The sequence below is a fragment of the Dyadobacter bucti genome (assembly GCF_005869225.1).
Classification (GTDB): Bacteria; Bacteroidota; Bacteroidia; order Cytophagales; family Spirosomataceae; genus Dyadobacter; species Dyadobacter bucti.
In genome coordinates this window covers 1111760-1128844 of record NZ_SWFP01000001.1, presented here as the reverse complement: position 1 = coordinate 1128844, position 17085 = coordinate 1111760, and the positions used below count along the sequence as shown (strand labels likewise).

The window sequence follows — 17085 nt, the reverse complement described above, 5'->3', positions numbered from 1 at the left end:
CAATGGAATTACAGGAATCACTCGTTGAATATGGCTTTCGAAGGGTCATCATCACAGTCACCGCAGTGTTGTGTGCTTTGCTGGAAATCGTGGATACCACGATTGTAAACGTGGCGCTGAACGACATGCGGGGAAATCTGGGCGGCACATTGTCCGAAGTGAGCTGGGTGATTACGGCCTATGCCATTGGAAACGTGATCATTGTGCCGATGACCAGCTGGCTTTCGCAGCAGTTTGGCCGGCGCAACTATTTTGCCGCGTCCATTATGATATTCACCGTTGCCTCATTTCTGTGCGGGAACGCTGATAATATCTGGGAGCTGGTATTTTTTCGTCTGATACAGGGTCTTGGCGGAGGTGCCTTGCTGGTAACCGCGCAAACGCTGATCACAGAAAGTTATCCGCCCGAAAAACGCGGGATCGCGCAAGCCATTTATGGATTGGGTGTGATTGTAGGCCCAACATTGGGACCGCCGCTGGGAGGTTACATTGTAGACAATTACAGCTGGCCCTATATTTTTTATATCAATATTCCGCTGGGTATCATTGCAGCGCTGCTTACCATTGAATTTGTAAAGAGCCCGAAATACTCTGAAAAGAAATCGGGCAGTGAAATTGACTGGTTGGGAATCGGGTTGCTGGCTATTTCGGTAGGCTCTCTGCAATATGTCCTGGAAAAAGGACAGGAAGAGGATTGGTTCAATGACGAAATCATTGTGCTTTTGACGATTACGGCTGTTTTTGGTTTCTTCTTTTTCATCTGGCGTGAATGGACTTATAAAAATCCGATCGTTAACCTGAGGGTTTTGTCAAATGGAAATCTCAGGGTAGGGACAGTTCTTTCGTTCATCCTCGGCTTTGGTTTGTATGGGTCGACTTTCATTATCCCGCTTTATACGCAGGCCACGCTCGGTTGGACAGCTACCCAGTCGGGTATGCTTATGGTGCCCGCGGCAATCGTGACTGCCATGATGATGCCTGTCGTAGGGCAGCTCTTACAGCGCGGCGTGAAACAACAATACCTGGTGGCTATCGGCATGATATTCTTCTTTATTTACAGCTATTGGGGATATCTGATCCTGACACCGGATACCGGCAAGGACGCATTTTTTAATATGCTTATTGTCAGAGGGATTGGGTTAGGATTGCTTTTTGTACCCATTACAACCCTCGCATTGTCAACGCTGAAAGGACGGGAAATAGGAGAGGGCGCTGCTTTTACGGGTATGATGCGTCAGCTGGGTGGTTCATTCGGGGTGGCGGTGATCACAACTTATATTGCCCGCCAGAACATGGTCCACCGGAACGACCTGGTAAGCAAGCTGGATATCAATAACCCTGCGGTTCAGCAGCGGGTTGAGGGTTTGCAGCATTCGTTTATGGCAAAAGGGATGAGCTCGGATATTGCATTGCAAAGCGGTTACAAGATCCTCGATTTTACCGTTTCCAAGCAGGCTTTGGTCATGTCGTATATGGATGTGTTCCTTTATCTGGGTGTATTGTTTCTGATATGCGTGCCGTTCGTATTATGGACCCGCAGCGGAAAAGCCAAAATTGACGCCTCTGCAATGCATTAATTGTTAAGTTAAGTGTAGGTAATATTGAAGAAGCTTTCCGCTAGTGGGGAAGCTTCTTTTGTTGCACTATGCCACCCCTGACGGGGTTCAAATTACGCTGGATATTCGTTTTTGCTACAAGAATTTCAGCCCTCCGGGCTTTTTTGGAGGGCTTCTCTTTGAGCGCTTTAAATTGAAACAATGTCACCCCTGACGGGGTTCAAATTATGCTGGATATTCGTTTTGCTACAAGAATGTCAGCCCTCCGGGCTTTTTGAAGGGCTTCTCATAAAAGAAGTCTTGGAAAGTGGATAAATAACTCAAGGCTAGGGAAATTCAAACAACTCGCTCGGAATATTTATCTCGTTATAATCATTTCAGCCCTCCGGGCTTTTTTGGAGGGCTTCTCTGTGAGCGCTTTAAATCGAAATAATGTCACCCCTGACGGGGTTCAAATTATGCTGGATATTCGTTTTTGCTATAAGAATGTCAGCCCTCCGGGCTTTTTGGAGGGCTTATTTTAAAAACAAGAAGTCACGGATGAGAGAATAAATCACTTAGCGATTAAGCAAGCAAAATTGCTTTTAATTCATTCATATTCAGAGCAGGCATCCTTGGAAAAGGGATTTTGCTGAGGACATTGAAGTGTTTGTCATGCGAAATGATATGGTCAGCCTGACATGCTATCGCACCATCCACATATTTATTATCGTGCGGGTCTTCATGAATTAAATTCCATTTATAAAATGGCGTCACCCAAACGGAATTGGTGAGGTTAGGAAGCAACTCTACAACATTTGCAGCTAGATTTGCAGAATAAAAATCACCGATCATTTCGGTAGAAATCCCGGAGTCGAATGAACCTGATTTCAAGGCATCAAATAGCCACTCGTGGCGGAAAGCCGGGGTATACTTATCATCAGGCAATTGGTGTCAATAACCAGGATCATTATTACTGATCTCTGTATTCGGTTCGTCTGTGCGATAGCAGCGCATCGTCCAGATCTTTTTGTAACAAGCCTTTTTCAGACCAGATTTCATCCATTTCGGTGTCAATCTGTTTGGCAAAATAATCTGATAGAAGTTGCTTGATTTCCGTCTCCTGCGTGCTAATAAGCTGTTTATCAAAGATTTTGACCATAAACAGCTGCATTGAATTTAATTTTGTCGCCTGTTCCATCTCATCTATTTTTAGTCCGATCACGATACTTTGCGGAAATGTTCGGGTTGTCAAGATACAAATTACTTTTCTCCATTCTCAACAACATATTTTCACGAATAGTACTGATTCACGCACCTTACAATTGCATTAATTTTTAGTTCTTTGCTTCGTTATCAAACATTATCATCGTGCATACCATCAACACACATTCTTTACATTCCTCCTGGATTTCCGGGGCGGTGGCGAAGATCGAGGCGGATTATCTCCGTTCTGCCGATACACATCTGATCCCGCTGAAACTTCCTCTTTTCCCTGATATCGATTTTTATTTTAAAGATGAGTCCACGCACCCGTCGGGCAGCCTGAAACACCGCCTGGCCAGGTCTCTGTTTTTATACGCGCTTTGTAATGGCTGGATCCAGGAAGGTACCACGATCGTAGAAGCATCGAGTGGCTCTACGGCTGTGTCGGAGGCATATTTCGCGCGATTACTTGGGCTGCCTTTTTTTGCAGTCATGCCGAAATCAACGAGCCAGGACAAGATCCAGGCGATTGAGTTTTATTTCGGAAAATGCCATTTTGTGAACCATCCCGCCGATGTATACGAAGTTTCCCGGAAATTGGCTGCTGCCAGCGACGGTCATTTTATGGACCAGTTCACCTATGCCGAGCGGGCTACCGACTGGCGCGGGAACAACAACATTGCAGAGTCTATTTTCAGGCAAATGCAGCGTGAAGTCCATCCCGTTCCCGCCTGGATAGTCACAGGCGCCGGAACTGGAGGGACGTCGGCAACACTCGGGCGGTTTGTCAGATATGAAAGATACGAAAGCCGGATATGTGTAGTGGATCCAGAGAATTCGGTTTTTTATGAATATTGGAAAAACAATGATGTATCACTTTGCAGCGAACATGGGTCGCGGATCGAGGGTATAGGGAGGCCAAGGGTTGAGCCTTCTTTTATCCGAACTATCGTTGACCACATGATCCGCGTGCCGGATGCGGGAAGTTTCGCCGCTATGCATATCCTTTCCAAGCTACTGCACAGAAAGGTGGGCGGATCTACCGGGACCAATTTCTGGGGCGCCCTGCAACTTGCTGAAAATATGAAAAGCCTCGGGCAAAGCGGTTCCATTGTTACTTTGATCTGTGATTCGGGCGAGCGGTACCAGGATACTTATTACAATGACAGCTGGCTGGAAGAAAAAGGATTGCTCGCCAGCGTTGGTCGGGAAATGACCGATCTTTCTGTTTTGACTGGTTCGCCGGGAAAAACTGTCTAATTTCGCCCTATATTCATTGAGAGGAAACCGTGCACCAGAATTATTATTTTTTAAAACAACTTGCCCCGAGGCTTCACGACGAACTGGCCGGTAAATATTTCATCGAGGCTTTCAGTCAGGAAAAGGATGAGATCATTCTTGTATTTGCGGCGTCCGCTGAGGAGGAAAATCCGGGAGAAGTTTTTTTTATCAAGGCTGCTTTGAAATCTAATTTTGCCTGCCTGAGCTTTCCGGACAAATTTGACCGGGCGAGAAGGAATAGCGTCAATCTTTTTACCGATCTCGCAGGAAATGCAGTTGAATATGTCCGTGTTTTTGAAAACGAACGTGCGGTACAGATCAGCTTTGCTGATAACAGAAAACTTGTTTTTAAGCTTTTTGGAAACCGTTCGAATTTAATTTCTTACGACCGAGAAGGGGTTGTATTACAGGTTTTTAACAACAAATTGCCAGCTGATAAATTGTTAAGCCTCGCTTCTCTTGACAGGTATATCGACCAATCTTTCGAAGCTTTTGTAGCAAATAGCCTGCGTTTTGAACCACTTTTCCCAACCTTTGGCAAACTGGTCAATGCGCGGCTGCATGTTCTGTTACATGACAGAGAATCGGCGACGGAGAAATGGGCGGTGATTCAGGATATGTTAAGAGAACTGGAATCGCCGTTTTTTTATGTTACAAGAATTGAACTGATCCCAGTGCTTTCCCTATTTGAAACCGGCGACTTGATCACAAAATATGATGACCCGATCGAAGCTCTGAACGGATTTTATATTGCCTACATCAGGCTCAGCGGGATTGAAAAGGAGAAAGCAGAAATCCTGCGTATTCTTAAAAAAAGGATCCAGCAGACGGAAAATTATCTTGATAACACTTTCAAAAAACTCGTTGAGCTGGAAGAAGCGGTGAAAAATGATGAACTGGGGAATATCATCATGGCCAATCTTCACGAAATTCCTGCCCGGGCCGAGAAGGTCGAGTTATTTGACTTTTACAGGGAGAAGCCGATCACGATCAAACTGAAAAAGGAGCTATCGGCTCAAAAAAATGCGGAAGGATACTACCGGAAAAGCAAGAATGAAAAGATAGAGATCGCGCGGTTGAACGATAGTCTGCAAGCCAGAGAAGCTGAAAAAGCCAGAACGCAGCAGCATCTTGAAAAAATTGAAGGTATTGATGTTCTCCGTGAACTGCGGGTTTATATCAAAAATAATGGTCTGGATCAAGGCAAAATTGCAATATCGACCGACGAGCTGTTCAAGAAAGTTGAGTTTTTGGGATATACGATCTTGATCGGCAGGAATGCAAAAAACAATGATGTGCTTACCAAACAATATGCATCCAAAGAGGATTTGTGGCTGCATGCAAAGGATGTAACAGGTTCTCACGTGGTGGTGAAAAATCAGCCGGGGAAGAAATTTCCGGCCCCGGTTATTGAACGGGCGGCTGAGCTGGCGGCTTTTTACTCCAAAAGAAAAAATGATTCCCTGTGCCCGGTCATATTTACGCCCAAAAAATTTGTTCGGAAACCCAAAGGACTTCCTGAAGGAGCGGTAGTGGTGGATAAGGAAGATGTGGTGATGGTGGTTGCGAAGGGGGAGTGACGTTTTTCAACATATCTTCGGATTTGTACTTTTTTATCGGCCTTCGCTGGGAATAGGGCTTTGATAAGTCTTTGGTTATAGCGAACTTCGTGTGAAATTTGGGAACAGGAATTTATTGTGAAGAATGCTTGAAAATCGTCGCTTTGTCATCATTGGTTTTTTTGCTTTAGTAGGTTTAATATACTTATTGCGACTTTTCTACTTACAGGTTCTGGATGACAGCTATTCCATAGAATCATCCAGCAACTCCATCAAACGTGTGATCGAAATTCCATTCCGGGGCCAGATCTACGACCGCACCGGAAAGCTCATCGTTTACAACACTCCCGTTTATGATTTGCTGGTAACGCCTTACAAAGCCAAGGTGGACGACACACTTCGTTTTTGCCGGGTGTTGGGAATCGAGCGCCGTGATTTTGACAGTTTGATGAACGCAGCCAGCTCGTACAGCCGGGTCAAACCTTCGCTATTTCTACGCCAGCTTTCTAAAGAGGATTTTGCGGCGATACAGGATGTGATGGTGGACTATTCCGGTTTTGAGTTTGCCAAAAGTTCACTTAGGACCTATACTGCGCCAACGCTCGCCAATACGCTCGGTTACGTCAGTGAGATCACGAAAAGTCAGCTGGAAAAGCAGGAGGAGCCTTATTATCGCCAGAGCGACTACATTGGTCAGAGTGGTATTGAAAAAATATATGAAGAAGAACTGAGGGGGAAGCGGGGGACCAAGTTTGTGATGCAGAACGTGAGCGGAGTCTATAAGGGTCCCTGGAAAGGCGGTGAGCTGGATACCATGGCGGTTGCAGGGGAAAACCTTTATTCGGGGATCGACCTGGAAGTACAGCAATATGCCGATAGCCTGATGGTGAACAAGGTTGGAAGTGTGGTAGCCATCGAACCCAAAACCGGTCAGATCATTTCCATGGTTTCTGCTCCTACCTATGATCCGAACCTCCTCGCCAGCAGATATTTCTCCAAGAATTTCGCAGCGCTGATCAGGAATCCTTACAAGCCGCTGTTTAACAGGCCGGTTATGGCAAGTTACCGGCCTGGATCTACTTTCAAACTGATCCAGGCTTTGATAGGTCTGGAGGAAGGTGTTATCACGCCATCGAGCGGTTTTACACATGCCAATTGCCCGGTGGGCTGCCACAATCACCCTGCTACCGGGACGGTTGCATTGGGGGTTATGCATTCCTGTAACCCGTACTTTTACAATGTGTTCCGGCGGATGATCTATAACAATAATATCAAAAACACATTTAAAGCCTCGGCAGCAGGCCTGGATGAATGGCACGACCGGATCAGTAAATTTGGTATAGGTCAGCGCCTGGGTATTGATCTTCCCAGCGAGTACAAGGGGAATTTACCCAACAAAAAATATTACGACCGCTACTACGGTGAGTACAGGTGGAAGTTTTCCAACATTTATTCGTTGAGCATCGGTGAAGGTGAACTGCTGATTACTCCGCTTAAAATGGCCAATGTGGCAGCTATTATTGCCAATAAAGGGTATTTTTATACACCTCATGTTATCCACAGCATCGGTGATAAAAAAACAGTGAAGCCTGAATTTACAGTGCGTCATGAAACCGGCGTTTCTGCCCAATATTTCGAACCTGTCATTGAAGGTATGATCGGTGCCGTGGAAGGTGGAACAGCGAGAAGGTCAAAAGTACAGGGCATTAATATAGCCGGAAAAACCGGGACTTCGCAGAACAAGCGGGGAGACGACCACTCGATTTTTATAGCTTTTGCACCGGTTGAAGATCCGAAAATTGCGATCGCTGTTTTTGTGGAAAATGCAGGTGCGGGAGGTGTGGCCGCGGCACCGATTGCCAACCTTATTATTGAAAAATACCTGACACGGAAAATCACCAACAAGGCACTGGAAGCCAATATGCTGAAGGCAGACTATATGAGCAAGGTAATATTGCCAGGTCAGAAAAAGCCTGTTCCGCCGGTCGATACAGCCAAAAAGAAACCTGCTGTTCCTGTTACTCCGGTGCAGCCTTCGACAGTGGCCCAGTAAGTTGACTATTAAAAAGAGCTTAATAAAATAATATGGCTGAGAATAAGCCCATAACGAAGAATGTAGACTGGATAGTGGTGCTCATTTACCTGGCTTGCCTGATGATCGGCTGGGTAAATATTTACGCTGCTGTGTATAATCCGGAAGTGCACACGAGTATGTTCGATTTGTCTAACAACGCCGGGAAACAGCTGATGTGGATAGGTACTGCGGCTGTTCTGATCATTTGTATCCTGGTGGTGGATTACAAATTTTATGAAAGCTTTTCCTTTATCATTTATGCAGTTGTGATCTTTCTGCTGGTGGTGGTTTTGTTTGCCGGGTCAAATATCAATGGTTCCCGTTCCTGGATAAAATTCGGGCCGATTTCCCTGCAGCCTGCGGAATTTTCCAAGCTTGCGATCAGCCTCGCCATTTCGAAATACCTGAGCGACCCGGCGATCAGCCTGACGCGCAAGTTCAAAGATTATTATCCGATCCTGGGTATCATCGCGCTTCCCGCGTTTTTGATATTGCTTTCCAATGAAACCGGTTCCATGCTGGTTTTTGCATCATTTGCAATCGTTTTGTACCGCGAAGGAATGCCTGGTTTTATTCCGGCAATCGGCATGACGATGGCTGCGTTGCTGATCATTACACTGCTGTTTGTAAAGTGGTATATAGCAGGTACTATCGTTGTTATCGCATGCCTGGTGATCTGGCTTATGCCGGTGATGACGAGAAGAAGAGGAGGATTGTGGGCTACGATACTCGTCGCGTTTATCATGATCGGCATCGTTTTTGGTGTGGATTTTTTCATGAATAATGTGCTCCAGAAACACCAGAGAGGAAGGATCATGGTATTACTTGACCCGGATTCGGATCCGCGGGGAATTGGCTGGAATGTAATTCAATCCAAAATTGCGATCGGATCAGGTGGTTTCATCGGAAAAGGGTTTTTGCAAGGAACACAGACCAAGTTTGATTTTGTCCCGGAGCAGAGCACTGACTTTATCTTCTGTACGGTCGGAGAAGAGCACGGCTTTTTGGGCTCTGCGCTTGTGGTCATTCTATTTGTGTCACTCATAGCCAGGCTTGTCGTCCTGGCAGAACGACAGCGAAGCCGGTTTGCACGCGTATATGGCTACTGCGTGGCGGGGATCATCTTTTTCCACTTCCTGGTCAACATTGGCATGACAGTAGGGCTGATGCCGGTAATTGGTATCCCGCTGCCGTTTTTCAGTTACGGAGGCTCGTCGCTGTGGTCGTTTTCAATCCTGCTTTTTATATTCCTGAAAATCGACGCACAACGTCCGTTTACGCTTTCGAGAGGGTAGAAAAGTTACAATTTCCCTGCTGCCAGGATCAATAGTACCCGGCCTGCGATCAGGGCGAGCCCCCCAATCGGTGCAGTTGCGCCAAATTTGGTAATGCCTGTAAAGCAGATTGCATATAAGGATCCTGAAAAAATGATCACGCCCACGGCAAAAGCATTTCCTGACCAGTCCAGTAATTTGACGGCGTCCGTTCCTGCACCTTTCATCAGCAAACCTACGAGCACCATTGCAATGGCGTGGTAAAACTGGTATTTTACGGCGGTTTCAAAAGTTTCCGTCCGGCCGGAAGCTTCCAGCATTCCTTTTAAAGCATGGGCTCCGAAAGCACCCAGCGCAACGGCCAGTGCCCCGAGTATTCCGCCCGCCTGAATCATAAATTTCATTTTCGCAGATGGTAAGTAGTGGTTTGAGCAGGTTTGTTACCATTAAATAAAATGGTGCTTTTCCTGTGGGTAAAGTTAGGTTGGGAAAGAAGTGTAACCAACTCTTTGAAGCAAATTTTGTTATCTTGCGCGCTTTCAGTTAAAGCGGATTGCCAGGTATCGCGGCAGCGCGAAATGATTTTTAAAAATGACGTTAGAACGCTTCATCCAGCTCTGGACACACCGTTATCATAAATATACGCACATTCTGAAGGCACATTTGCTTGGGTACAAGGCCTGGGTCCATTTCAGATTTATCAAGCTCGGGCTTAGGAAAGACCAGCCGCTTATTGCCATCATCAGAACGGAACATTTTGGTGATATTGTTGCTGCCGAGCCGATTTCCCGATACGTCAGGTCATTGTACCCTTCGGCATATATCGTGTGGTTTGTGAAGCCCGCCTTTCACGAACTGGTTGATTTTAACACTTCTATAGATGAAACTTTCAGAGAGTTTTGTGTGAGCCAGAGAAAGGTTCTAATGCAAAGCAAGGTTTTTGACAAAGTGTTCCAACTGCAGTTCCTGAATAACAACCATTGTCCGAAATGCGATGTATACGTCGAAAATCCGGTTGCGCAGCAGCGTAGGATCAGTATTTTTAACTATTTCAGCTTTGGTAACCTGCTCGAAGTTTTTTCCCAGGCCGGGGATCTCATTCCCAAACGCAGCGCATTTCCTGATGATGATCAGCCAAGGCTCTATCTGCAGCCCGAACATGTAGCCAAAGCAGATTCTTTAAAGTTGCCTGTAAAGTTCATTGTACTTCATTGCCAGTCCAACTACGCGCCTAAAGACTGGCCCGCCGACCGTTGGGAGCAATTGGTAGCTTGGCTGGCTGATCATTATGACTACAAGATCGTGGAGATCGGGCTGAAAAGTAACCTTTCCGTGAAGACGGATGCCTATATCAATCTTTGCGGAAAATTGTCGATCCTTGAAACAGCAGAGGTAATCCGTAGGGCAGCTTTTTTTATCGGGCTGGACAGCGGGCCGTCGCATCTGGGGAATGCGACGGGAACCTTTGGCGTGATCCTGATGGGCGCGCTCAATGAATTTTCTGAATACAATCCTTACTCGGGAGGGTACGGCAGAGAGGAAAATGCGGTTTTTGTCCGGCAACCCGGCGTTCCGTGCTCACAGCTTTCTTTCGGTTTTGTACAAGAAAAAGTCCAGGAAGTGCTGAAAAGCAAACGGCCGTAATTGTAGCAGAAGTACAGAAACGCTATGTTACCTTGATCCGAAAATAGCGCTGCCAACACGTACCATGGTGCTGCCTTCTTCGACTGCTATACCGTAATCGCCGCTCATCCCCATCGAGAGTTCCAGCATTTGTGAGCGATCGCCGTCGTGTTTTTTAAGGGAGTCAAAAAGATTTTTGAGGTGACGGAATTCCGCTCTTATTTTCTCGTGGTCATCACAATTGGAGGCCATACCCATCAGTCCGACGATCCTGACATTCTCAAAAGAAGACAATTCCTTTGAAAGAATGATTTCTTCGGCCTCGGCGTCAGAAAGCCCGAATTTTGTTTCTTCTTTTGCAATATAGATTTGTAACAGGCAGTTAATAATCCGGTCGTTTTTCTTTGCCTCTTTGTTGATTTCTTTCAGGAGTTTCGGACTGTCCACAGAATGGATCAGGGATACAAATGGGGCGATATACTTTACTTTATTGGTTTGTAAATGGCCGATCATGTGCCACACGATATCCTTAGGCAGGGCTTCGTATTTGGCGGTCATTTCCTGTACTTTATTCTCTCCGAACTGTTTTGCGCCGGCCTTATAGGCTTCCAGCAGCAGTTCCACAGGTTTGGTTTTTGTTACTGCTATGAGTTTAGTATCCTGTTTTAATCCTTTCTCAATTTGTTCAATATTTTGCGCGATTGCTGACATTCAGGAGACTATTTTTTTGATTATTAAAGATTTGAAACGAAAAATTATTTGTCAGCAGCCACAAATAGATGTTGACATATTTCAAAATTGAAAAAAACATAGTTCTTTTACCAATGAATTTTAAAATTTAACCTTATTTATGGACTATAACCAGGAACAAAAGCAAGACAGAAAAACACTTCTATGGGCCGCTCTCGCGGTATTACTATTGCTTAATTTGGTGCTTGTTTATTTTATCTATCACGAGAAACAGGAAAATTTAGTCAAAGACAAAATCATAACAGCCAAAACGGAAGAAGTCCTATTTATTAAAACCAAGCTGGATTCTATCTCCGTTGAGCTCGATATAAAAATCGCTGAAATTCAGAAACTTGGAGGAAGTGTCGATTCCCTGATGGCGATGAAAGCGCAGCTGGAAAAGGATAAACGCGAACTGAAAAACGCAAATACTTATTCAGCAGCTAATTACAATAAGAAGATCAAATCCTATGAAACGACCCTGTCCGAAAAAGACGGTGAAATAGCCAGGTTAAGACAGGAGTTGGGTATTGCGGAATCAAAGAATGAAGAACTGAGCCAGAAGGTTACCGGTCTGGAATCCGAGCGTCAGCAGCTTTCGGATTCGGTCGTTAATTATTCTGTTCAAAACAGGGAGCTGACCGAGAAAGTCAATATTGCGTCCGCCCTGCGTGCCGAAAATCTCACGGTTAATGCAGTTTCTTCCAAAGGCAAGGAGCGGAAAGGGGATAAATTCAAAGCAAAGCGGATCGACAAGCTGAGGATCAATTTTAAACTGGGCGAAAATGCCGTTGCGAAGCAAAACGAAAAAGAGTTCTTCCTGAGAATCCTCGATCCGGAAGGAGCGGTGTTATCGGATATGGCGACAGGCTCCGGTTCGTTTATGTTTAGCGGTAAAGAGTTGATTTACAGTTCAAAACAATCGATTAGTTTTGATAATTCCGGACAATCGGTCGATATCTTCTACGGTCGCGGCGGAATTCCGCTGAAAGACGGGAAATATTCTATTGAAGTTTACAGCGAAGGCTTCAAGATCGGGCAGGGTGATTTTACAGTTAAGTAACGTTTAGCCTGAACAACTTTAAGTTATGTGGCGATAGGGCTTGGAATTTACATTTCCAAGCCCTATTTTTGCACCCTCATTTTGGTATATGCCAGGTGAGGTTTTTTTATTTAATTATTATAATCAATTACCGTATGTCTAAGCAATATGAAACGGTGTTCATTCTAACTCCCATTTTGTCTGAGGCCCAGGCAAAGGACGCCGTTGAAAAATTCACTGCAATCATCACCTCGAATGGTGCTACGATTGTACATGAAGAAAATTGGGGATTGCGCAAGCTGGCCTACCCCATCCAAAAGAAAAATTCAGGTTTCTACCATGTAGTGGAGTACACTGCAAGCGAAGGAAACGTGGTTGATGTTTTGGAAACAGAATTCCGTCGTGACGAGCGCATTTTGCGTTTTATGACTATCTCCCTTGATAAGCATGCCGTTGCTTACAACGAAAAGAAACGCAAGGGGCTGGTAGGAAGGAAAAGAGAAGAATCTACTGAATCTAAAACCGAAAACGCATAAGCTATGTCATTAGTAAACGAACCGGTTGAAAAGAACATTAACCGCAAGAAATATTGCCGTTTTAAGAAATCAGGCATTAAATATATCGATTACAAGAATCCTGACTTTTTGTTGAAACTTGTAAACGAACAAGGAAAAATCTTGCCACGTCGTCTGACAGGAACAAGCCTGAAATATCAGCGTAAAGTATCCCAGGCTATTAAAAGAGCACGTCATTTGGCTTTATTGCCTTTTGTTGCTGATCAATTGAAATAATATAGACAGAGCTACAAACAATGGAAATCATACTAATAACTGATATAGCAGGTGTAGGTTATAAAAACGATATCGTAAATGTGAAAGCAGGTTACGGTCGTAATTACCTTATTCCTCAGGGATTTGCATTATTGGCTAATGCCTCTAACCGCAAAATCGTTGCTGAAAACGTGCGCCAGGCTTCGCACAAAGCAGAAAAGCTTAAGAAAGATGCAGAAGAAATCGCAGCAGCGATCGGCGATCTGACTATCGATATCCGCACAGTAGTAGGTGAAAGCGGCCGTATCTTCGGACGTGTTACGAATACACAGGTTGCAGACATTTTGAAATCAAAAGGTTTTGATATCGACCGTAAGAAAATTACTGTTGATGATGTGAAATCTGTTGGTGTTTATTCAGCGCTAATCGATTTGCACAAAGAAGTAAAACATAAAATCGCTCTGAACGTAATTGCAGCAGAAGATTAATTGTTTTCTCGGATATAATGCAAAAAGGCAATCGAAAGATTGCCTTTTTGCATTATATCCGAGGCTGTCAGCTTTTGGCCATCGGCCTTTTTTATTCAGTCATTCAATCATTCAAATCACCTCAAGGTGCCGGTATCCTTAACACCTGTCCCGGATAGATTTTGTCCGGATCGGTGAGCATCGGTTTATTGGCTTCGAATATGAGCGGGTATTTCAGCATATCGCCATAAATTGTTTTGGCTATTTGAGAAAGTGTGTCGCCTTTTTCGACAGTATGATAAGTAGCTTCGGGCGCTGGTGTGGCAACAGAGAGCCGATTATCAACCACTTGAACGCCCTCTACATTTCCCACAGCGAGTGCTATCTTTTCTGAATCCTCTTGTTTGGCTACCTCACCTTCGAGCTTGACGGTGTCACCTGATGTTCTGATTATCAGGTTGTTATAGGGGAGTTTAAGCGCTTTGACGTGAGCAAGCAAAGCACTGGCCCGCAGTGGCTCGACTTCGGGCGTGGGAGTTGCAGTAGTTTCTTCATTTTTAAATACTTTTTCCCCAACACCTTTAAAAAACGATAATAAACCCATGATAAAGAAATTTAATAATGAATAAAAAATTAAGTGAGTAAGTCTGATATCTGGATGTGCCCACAGGTTTAAAGGAACAAAAATTGTGCCCAAGGTCTGAGTTGAACTTATTAGTAGTATAATTGCCTTTTAGCTTCGAGCGGTTTTAAGTATCAACTTTGTACTTTTGTGCCGGCTAGTAGTACCACCGATACGTATCCTGTTAATAAATGAACCGCACCACGTCCCTTGAAAAACTAGGTAATGAAGCCTTTGATATCTGTATTATAGGTGCCGGAGCAAGCGGGGCCGGCTGCGCACTGGATGCTGCATTGCGGGGTTATAAGGTCGCTTTAATCGACAAAGGGGACTTTGCAGCCGAGACGTCTTCGCGTTCTACCAAGCTGATCCACGGAGGCGTAAGATATCTTGAACAAGCTTTTAAGAAATTTGATTTTGCCCAGCTCAAACAGGTCCGTCACGGACTCGAAGAGCGTCATATTGTACTAAAAAATGCACCCCATCTGGCGCGGCCGTTGGCATTGTTGACACCGGTAAGTTCCTGGTTCGAAGGTCTTTACTTTAAAATCGGATTGCAGATATACGATACGTTTGCAGCTGGTGATTCTTTGCCCAAAAGTAAATGGCTGAACAAGGACGAAGTGCTTGACAAAATGCCCGCCCTCGACCCCTGGAAAGTCCATAGTGCAGTTCTTTATTACGATGGTCAGCTGGATGACGCCCGGTATTGCCTTGCGCTCGTGCAGTCTGCTTCGGAGGCGGGGGCCGTTGTCGCAAATTACCTGGATGTATATGGTTTTGAGAAAGATACTGAGGGAAAACTTTACGGAGTGAATGTAAAGGACGTGCTTTCAGGAGCGGAGGTTACCATCACAGCAAAACTGGTGATCAATTGTACGGGCCCGTTTGCGGATAGGATCCGTCTGCTGGCGAATCCGGAACTGCCGGAACGCATACGTCCGAGCAAGGGTGTGCACGTGGTGCTTCCTCATGCGACCCTGAAAAGTGAATACGCAATGCTTATCCCGAAAACTTCTGATGGACGTGTTGTTTTTGCCATTCCGTTTGAAGGGGCAGTAATGATAGGCACAACGGACACAGAATGTGATGACCTGCTCAGTGAGCCCATTTTAAACCAGAAAGAAAAACGTTATCTGGTCAATACGCTCAATCCATATCTTGCCAAGAAAATCGACATCACAAAACTACAGGCAGGTTTTGGCGGATTACGTCCGTTGCTGGCAGCAGATCCGAGCAAATCCACAAAAAGCCTCGTCCGTGACCATGAAGTGGAAACAGATGAATCTTCAAATCTGGTGAGCCTGCTCGGCGGTAAGTGGACGACATATCGTCTGATGGCCAAAGATACGATTGACCGGGCCGATGAAATTTTCGGCAGGACCAATACATGTACTACTGCGGACCATGTGCTGGCCGGTGGTGAAAATTATCAGGCTGATTCATGGAAAGAGCTGGAAGACAGTTTCGGGTTGCCGGAGGATGTTTGCAAACATCTTGCAGCTAAATACGGGTCCAGAGCCGTGCGGATAGGGGAACTTCTGGCCGAAAACACGCATTGGAGTGAAAAGATCCATCCCGAATACCCTTACATCAGGGCGGAAGTGATTTATGCCGTGAGAAATGAAATGGCCGTTACGCCACGGGATTTTCTGGCGCGAAGGATCCGCCTGGAAATTACTGACTGGAAGGCTACATCAAATTGTGCATCCATCGTTGCAGATCTTATGTCCGACGAACTTGGCTGGAGTGAGCATGAGATGAACAGTCAGATTGCGGCTTACACAGCTGAAATCCGCAGGTTTATTGCCAATGCCGAATAATTTGGTGCACAACTTACCTCGTTATTTTTAGGAATGTATATAACTAATTCAGCCTGCATATCACCTCAGCAGACTTACAATGAGACTTTTTTTGAGGGAGAGATAAATGTGCATCATGGCGACCGATTTATGGCTGCGGAACCGAACTATGGTCAGCTTATCCCGGCAGGTCTGCTGAGAAGGATGGGTAAGGCTGTCAGAATGGGCATCGGGGCAGGGCTTCCGATCATACAAGGTGTTGATCTCGGCGGTATTATTCTTGGAACTGCCAACGGCGGACTGGAAGATTGCCTTAAATTCCTGAATCAGATCGTCGACTACAACGAGGGGACGCTTACCCCAACCAATTTTGTGCAAAGTACCCCCAATGCAGTTGCCGGAAACCTGGCATTGATAAGCAAAACGACGGGCTATAATGCCACACATGTTCACAGAGGCCTTGCATTTGAATGTGCTGTGCTGGATGCGATGCTCCTACTGCGTGAGCAATCGCCGGACGCGGTTCTGATCGGTAGCGTAGAAGAGATATCGGATTATAACCACAATATCGATTTACTGAACGGATTGTTTAAAGCAGGTGAGGTTAGCTCCGAAAACCTTTTCACGCTGGATACCCCCGGTTCGGTGAACGGTGAAGGTTCAACAATGTTCGTGGCGGAGCCGGAAAGGAGTGAAAGAACGCTGGCTGAAATCAAAGATGTAGACCAATTGACTTACGCTTCCAAAAACGAACTGGAAGAACGCGTCGGGTATATTCTTGAACGCAACGGGCTTACAGCTGCCGATGTTGATACATTGATCCTGGGCATAAGTGGCGATAACCGTACCGATCATTTTTATACAGGTCTGCAACAAGCACTTTTCCCGGAAAGCCGGATTTACACATTTAAAAACCTGGTGGGGGATTATCCTACTGCGTCTGCTTTTGCTACCTGGATGGGAGTTCAGGCACTGTCAGGCAAAGAGATGCCTGAGCAGTGTAAGTATGCTTTGTCTTCAAGAGAGACGAAAAACGTCCTGATCTATAACCATTACCAGGGAACGCAGCACGGTTTTATCCTTTTGGGGGCCTAATCTCCT

Annotated in this window: 17 protein-coding genes; 12 read left to right on the top strand and 5 right to left on the bottom strand. The window is 45.4% G+C overall.

All coding sequences use genetic code 11. From position 1 onward, the window contains the following. The first annotated feature begins 2 nt into the window (after positions 1–2). On the top strand, positions 3–1577 hold the full coding sequence (locus FBF61_RS04145) for a DHA2 family efflux MFS transporter permease subunit (protein WP_138475882.1): 1575 nt from the start codon (positions 3–5) through the stop codon (positions 1575–1577). A 543-nt stretch (positions 1578–2120) separates the two neighbouring features. On the opposite strand, the gene FBF61_RS04140 is transcribed toward FBF61_RS04145, so the two are convergent. Further along, on the bottom strand, positions 2121–2483 hold the full coding sequence (locus FBF61_RS04140; RefSeq protein WP_138475881.1) for a PIN domain-containing protein: 363 nt from the start codon (positions 2481–2483) through the stop codon (positions 2121–2123). A 25-nt stretch (positions 2484–2508) separates the two neighbouring features. Next, complete coding sequence (locus FBF61_RS04135; RefSeq protein ID WP_138475880.1) at positions 2509–2790, bottom strand: DUF8507 family protein; 282 nt, start codon at positions 2788–2790, stop codon at positions 2509–2511. 116 nt (positions 2791–2906) lie between these two features. Here FBF61_RS04135 and FBF61_RS04130 point away from each other — a divergent pair, with 116 nt between their 5' ends. The 4 genes from FBF61_RS04130 (at position 2907) to rodA (ending at position 8950) form a co-directional block, all read left to right on the top strand. Further along, positions 2907–4001 (top strand): PLP-dependent cysteine synthase family protein, encoded by a 1095-nt coding sequence (locus FBF61_RS04130; RefSeq protein ID WP_310590260.1) that lies wholly within the window; start codon positions 2907–2909, stop codon positions 3999–4001. 29 nt (positions 4002–4030) lie between these two features. After that, entirely contained in the window at positions 4031–5602 is a 1572-nt protein-coding gene (locus tag FBF61_RS04125) for an NFACT RNA binding domain-containing protein (RefSeq protein WP_138475879.1), read from the top strand. A 124-nt stretch (positions 5603–5726) separates the two neighbouring features. Beyond that, positions 5727–7634, top strand: a complete 1908-nt coding sequence (gene mrdA / locus FBF61_RS04120; RefSeq protein ID WP_138475878.1) for a penicillin-binding protein 2 — start codon at positions 5727–5729, stop codon at positions 7632–7634. A gap of 32 nt (positions 7635–7666) precedes the next feature. Then, a complete protein-coding gene (rodA, locus tag FBF61_RS04115) occupies positions 7667–8950 on the top strand; it encodes a rod shape-determining protein RodA (RefSeq protein WP_138475877.1) in 1284 nt (427 codons plus the stop codon). Between the two features lie 5 nt (positions 8951–8955). Here the strand turns inward: rodA and FBF61_RS04110 are convergent, their stop codons facing one another. Further along, positions 8956–9333: a DUF423 domain-containing protein gene (locus FBF61_RS04110; RefSeq protein ID WP_138475876.1), complete on the bottom strand. Its 378-nt coding sequence runs from the start codon at positions 9331–9333 to the stop codon at positions 8956–8958. A gap of 187 nt (positions 9334–9520) precedes the next feature. Between FBF61_RS04110 and FBF61_RS04105 the strand changes: the two genes are divergently transcribed. After that, positions 9521–10573, top strand: a complete 1053-nt coding sequence (locus FBF61_RS04105; protein ID WP_138475875.1) for a glycosyltransferase family 9 protein — start codon at positions 9521–9523, stop codon at positions 10571–10573. A 27-nt stretch (positions 10574–10600) separates the two neighbouring features. On the opposite strand, the gene FBF61_RS04100 is transcribed toward FBF61_RS04105, so the two are convergent. Further along, the gene (locus FBF61_RS04100; RefSeq protein WP_138475874.1) at positions 10601–11263 is read right to left on the bottom strand and encodes a YggS family pyridoxal phosphate-dependent enzyme; all 663 of its coding nucleotides are present in this window, start codon (positions 11261–11263) and stop codon (positions 10601–10603) included. Positions 11264–11402: 139 nt separating this feature from the next. Between FBF61_RS04100 and FBF61_RS04095 the strand changes: the two genes are divergently transcribed. The 4 genes from FBF61_RS04095 to rplI all read left to right on the top strand — a co-directional run bounded on the left by FBF61_RS04095 (position 11403) and on the right by rplI (position 13581). Further along, entirely contained in the window at positions 11403–12344 is a 942-nt protein-coding gene (locus tag FBF61_RS04095) for a DUF8428 domain-containing protein (protein ID WP_138475873.1), read from the top strand. A 134-nt stretch (positions 12345–12478) separates the two neighbouring features. Next, a complete protein-coding gene (gene rpsF, locus FBF61_RS04090; RefSeq protein WP_138475872.1) occupies positions 12479–12859 on the top strand; it encodes a 30S ribosomal protein S6 in 381 nt (126 codons plus the stop codon). A gap of 3 nt (positions 12860–12862) precedes the next feature. Next, complete coding sequence (gene rpsR, locus FBF61_RS04085) at positions 12863–13114, top strand: 30S ribosomal protein S18 (RefSeq protein ID WP_138280541.1); 252 nt, start codon at positions 12863–12865, stop codon at positions 13112–13114. A gap of 20 nt (positions 13115–13134) precedes the next feature. Then, positions 13135–13581, top strand: a complete 447-nt coding sequence (gene rplI / locus FBF61_RS04080) for a 50S ribosomal protein L9 (protein ID WP_138475871.1) — start codon at positions 13135–13137, stop codon at positions 13579–13581. A 121-nt stretch (positions 13582–13702) separates the two neighbouring features. Here the strand turns inward: rplI and lysM are convergent, their stop codons facing one another. Beyond that, the gene (gene lysM, locus FBF61_RS04075) at positions 13703–14164 is read right to left on the bottom strand and encodes a peptidoglycan-binding protein LysM (protein ID WP_138475870.1); all 462 of its coding nucleotides are present in this window, start codon (positions 14162–14164) and stop codon (positions 13703–13705) included. A 209-nt stretch (positions 14165–14373) separates the two neighbouring features. Between lysM and FBF61_RS04070 the strand changes: the two genes are divergently transcribed. Continuing rightward, positions 14374–16005: a glycerol-3-phosphate dehydrogenase/oxidase gene (locus tag FBF61_RS04070; RefSeq protein WP_138475869.1), complete on the top strand. Its 1632-nt coding sequence runs from the start codon at positions 14374–14376 to the stop codon at positions 16003–16005. A 33-nt stretch (positions 16006–16038) separates the two neighbouring features. Beyond that, positions 16039–17079 (top strand): beta-ketoacyl synthase chain length factor, encoded by a 1041-nt coding sequence (locus FBF61_RS04065; RefSeq protein ID WP_138475868.1) that lies wholly within the window; start codon positions 16039–16041, stop codon positions 17077–17079. The last annotated feature ends 6 nt before the right edge of the window (positions 17080–17085 follow it).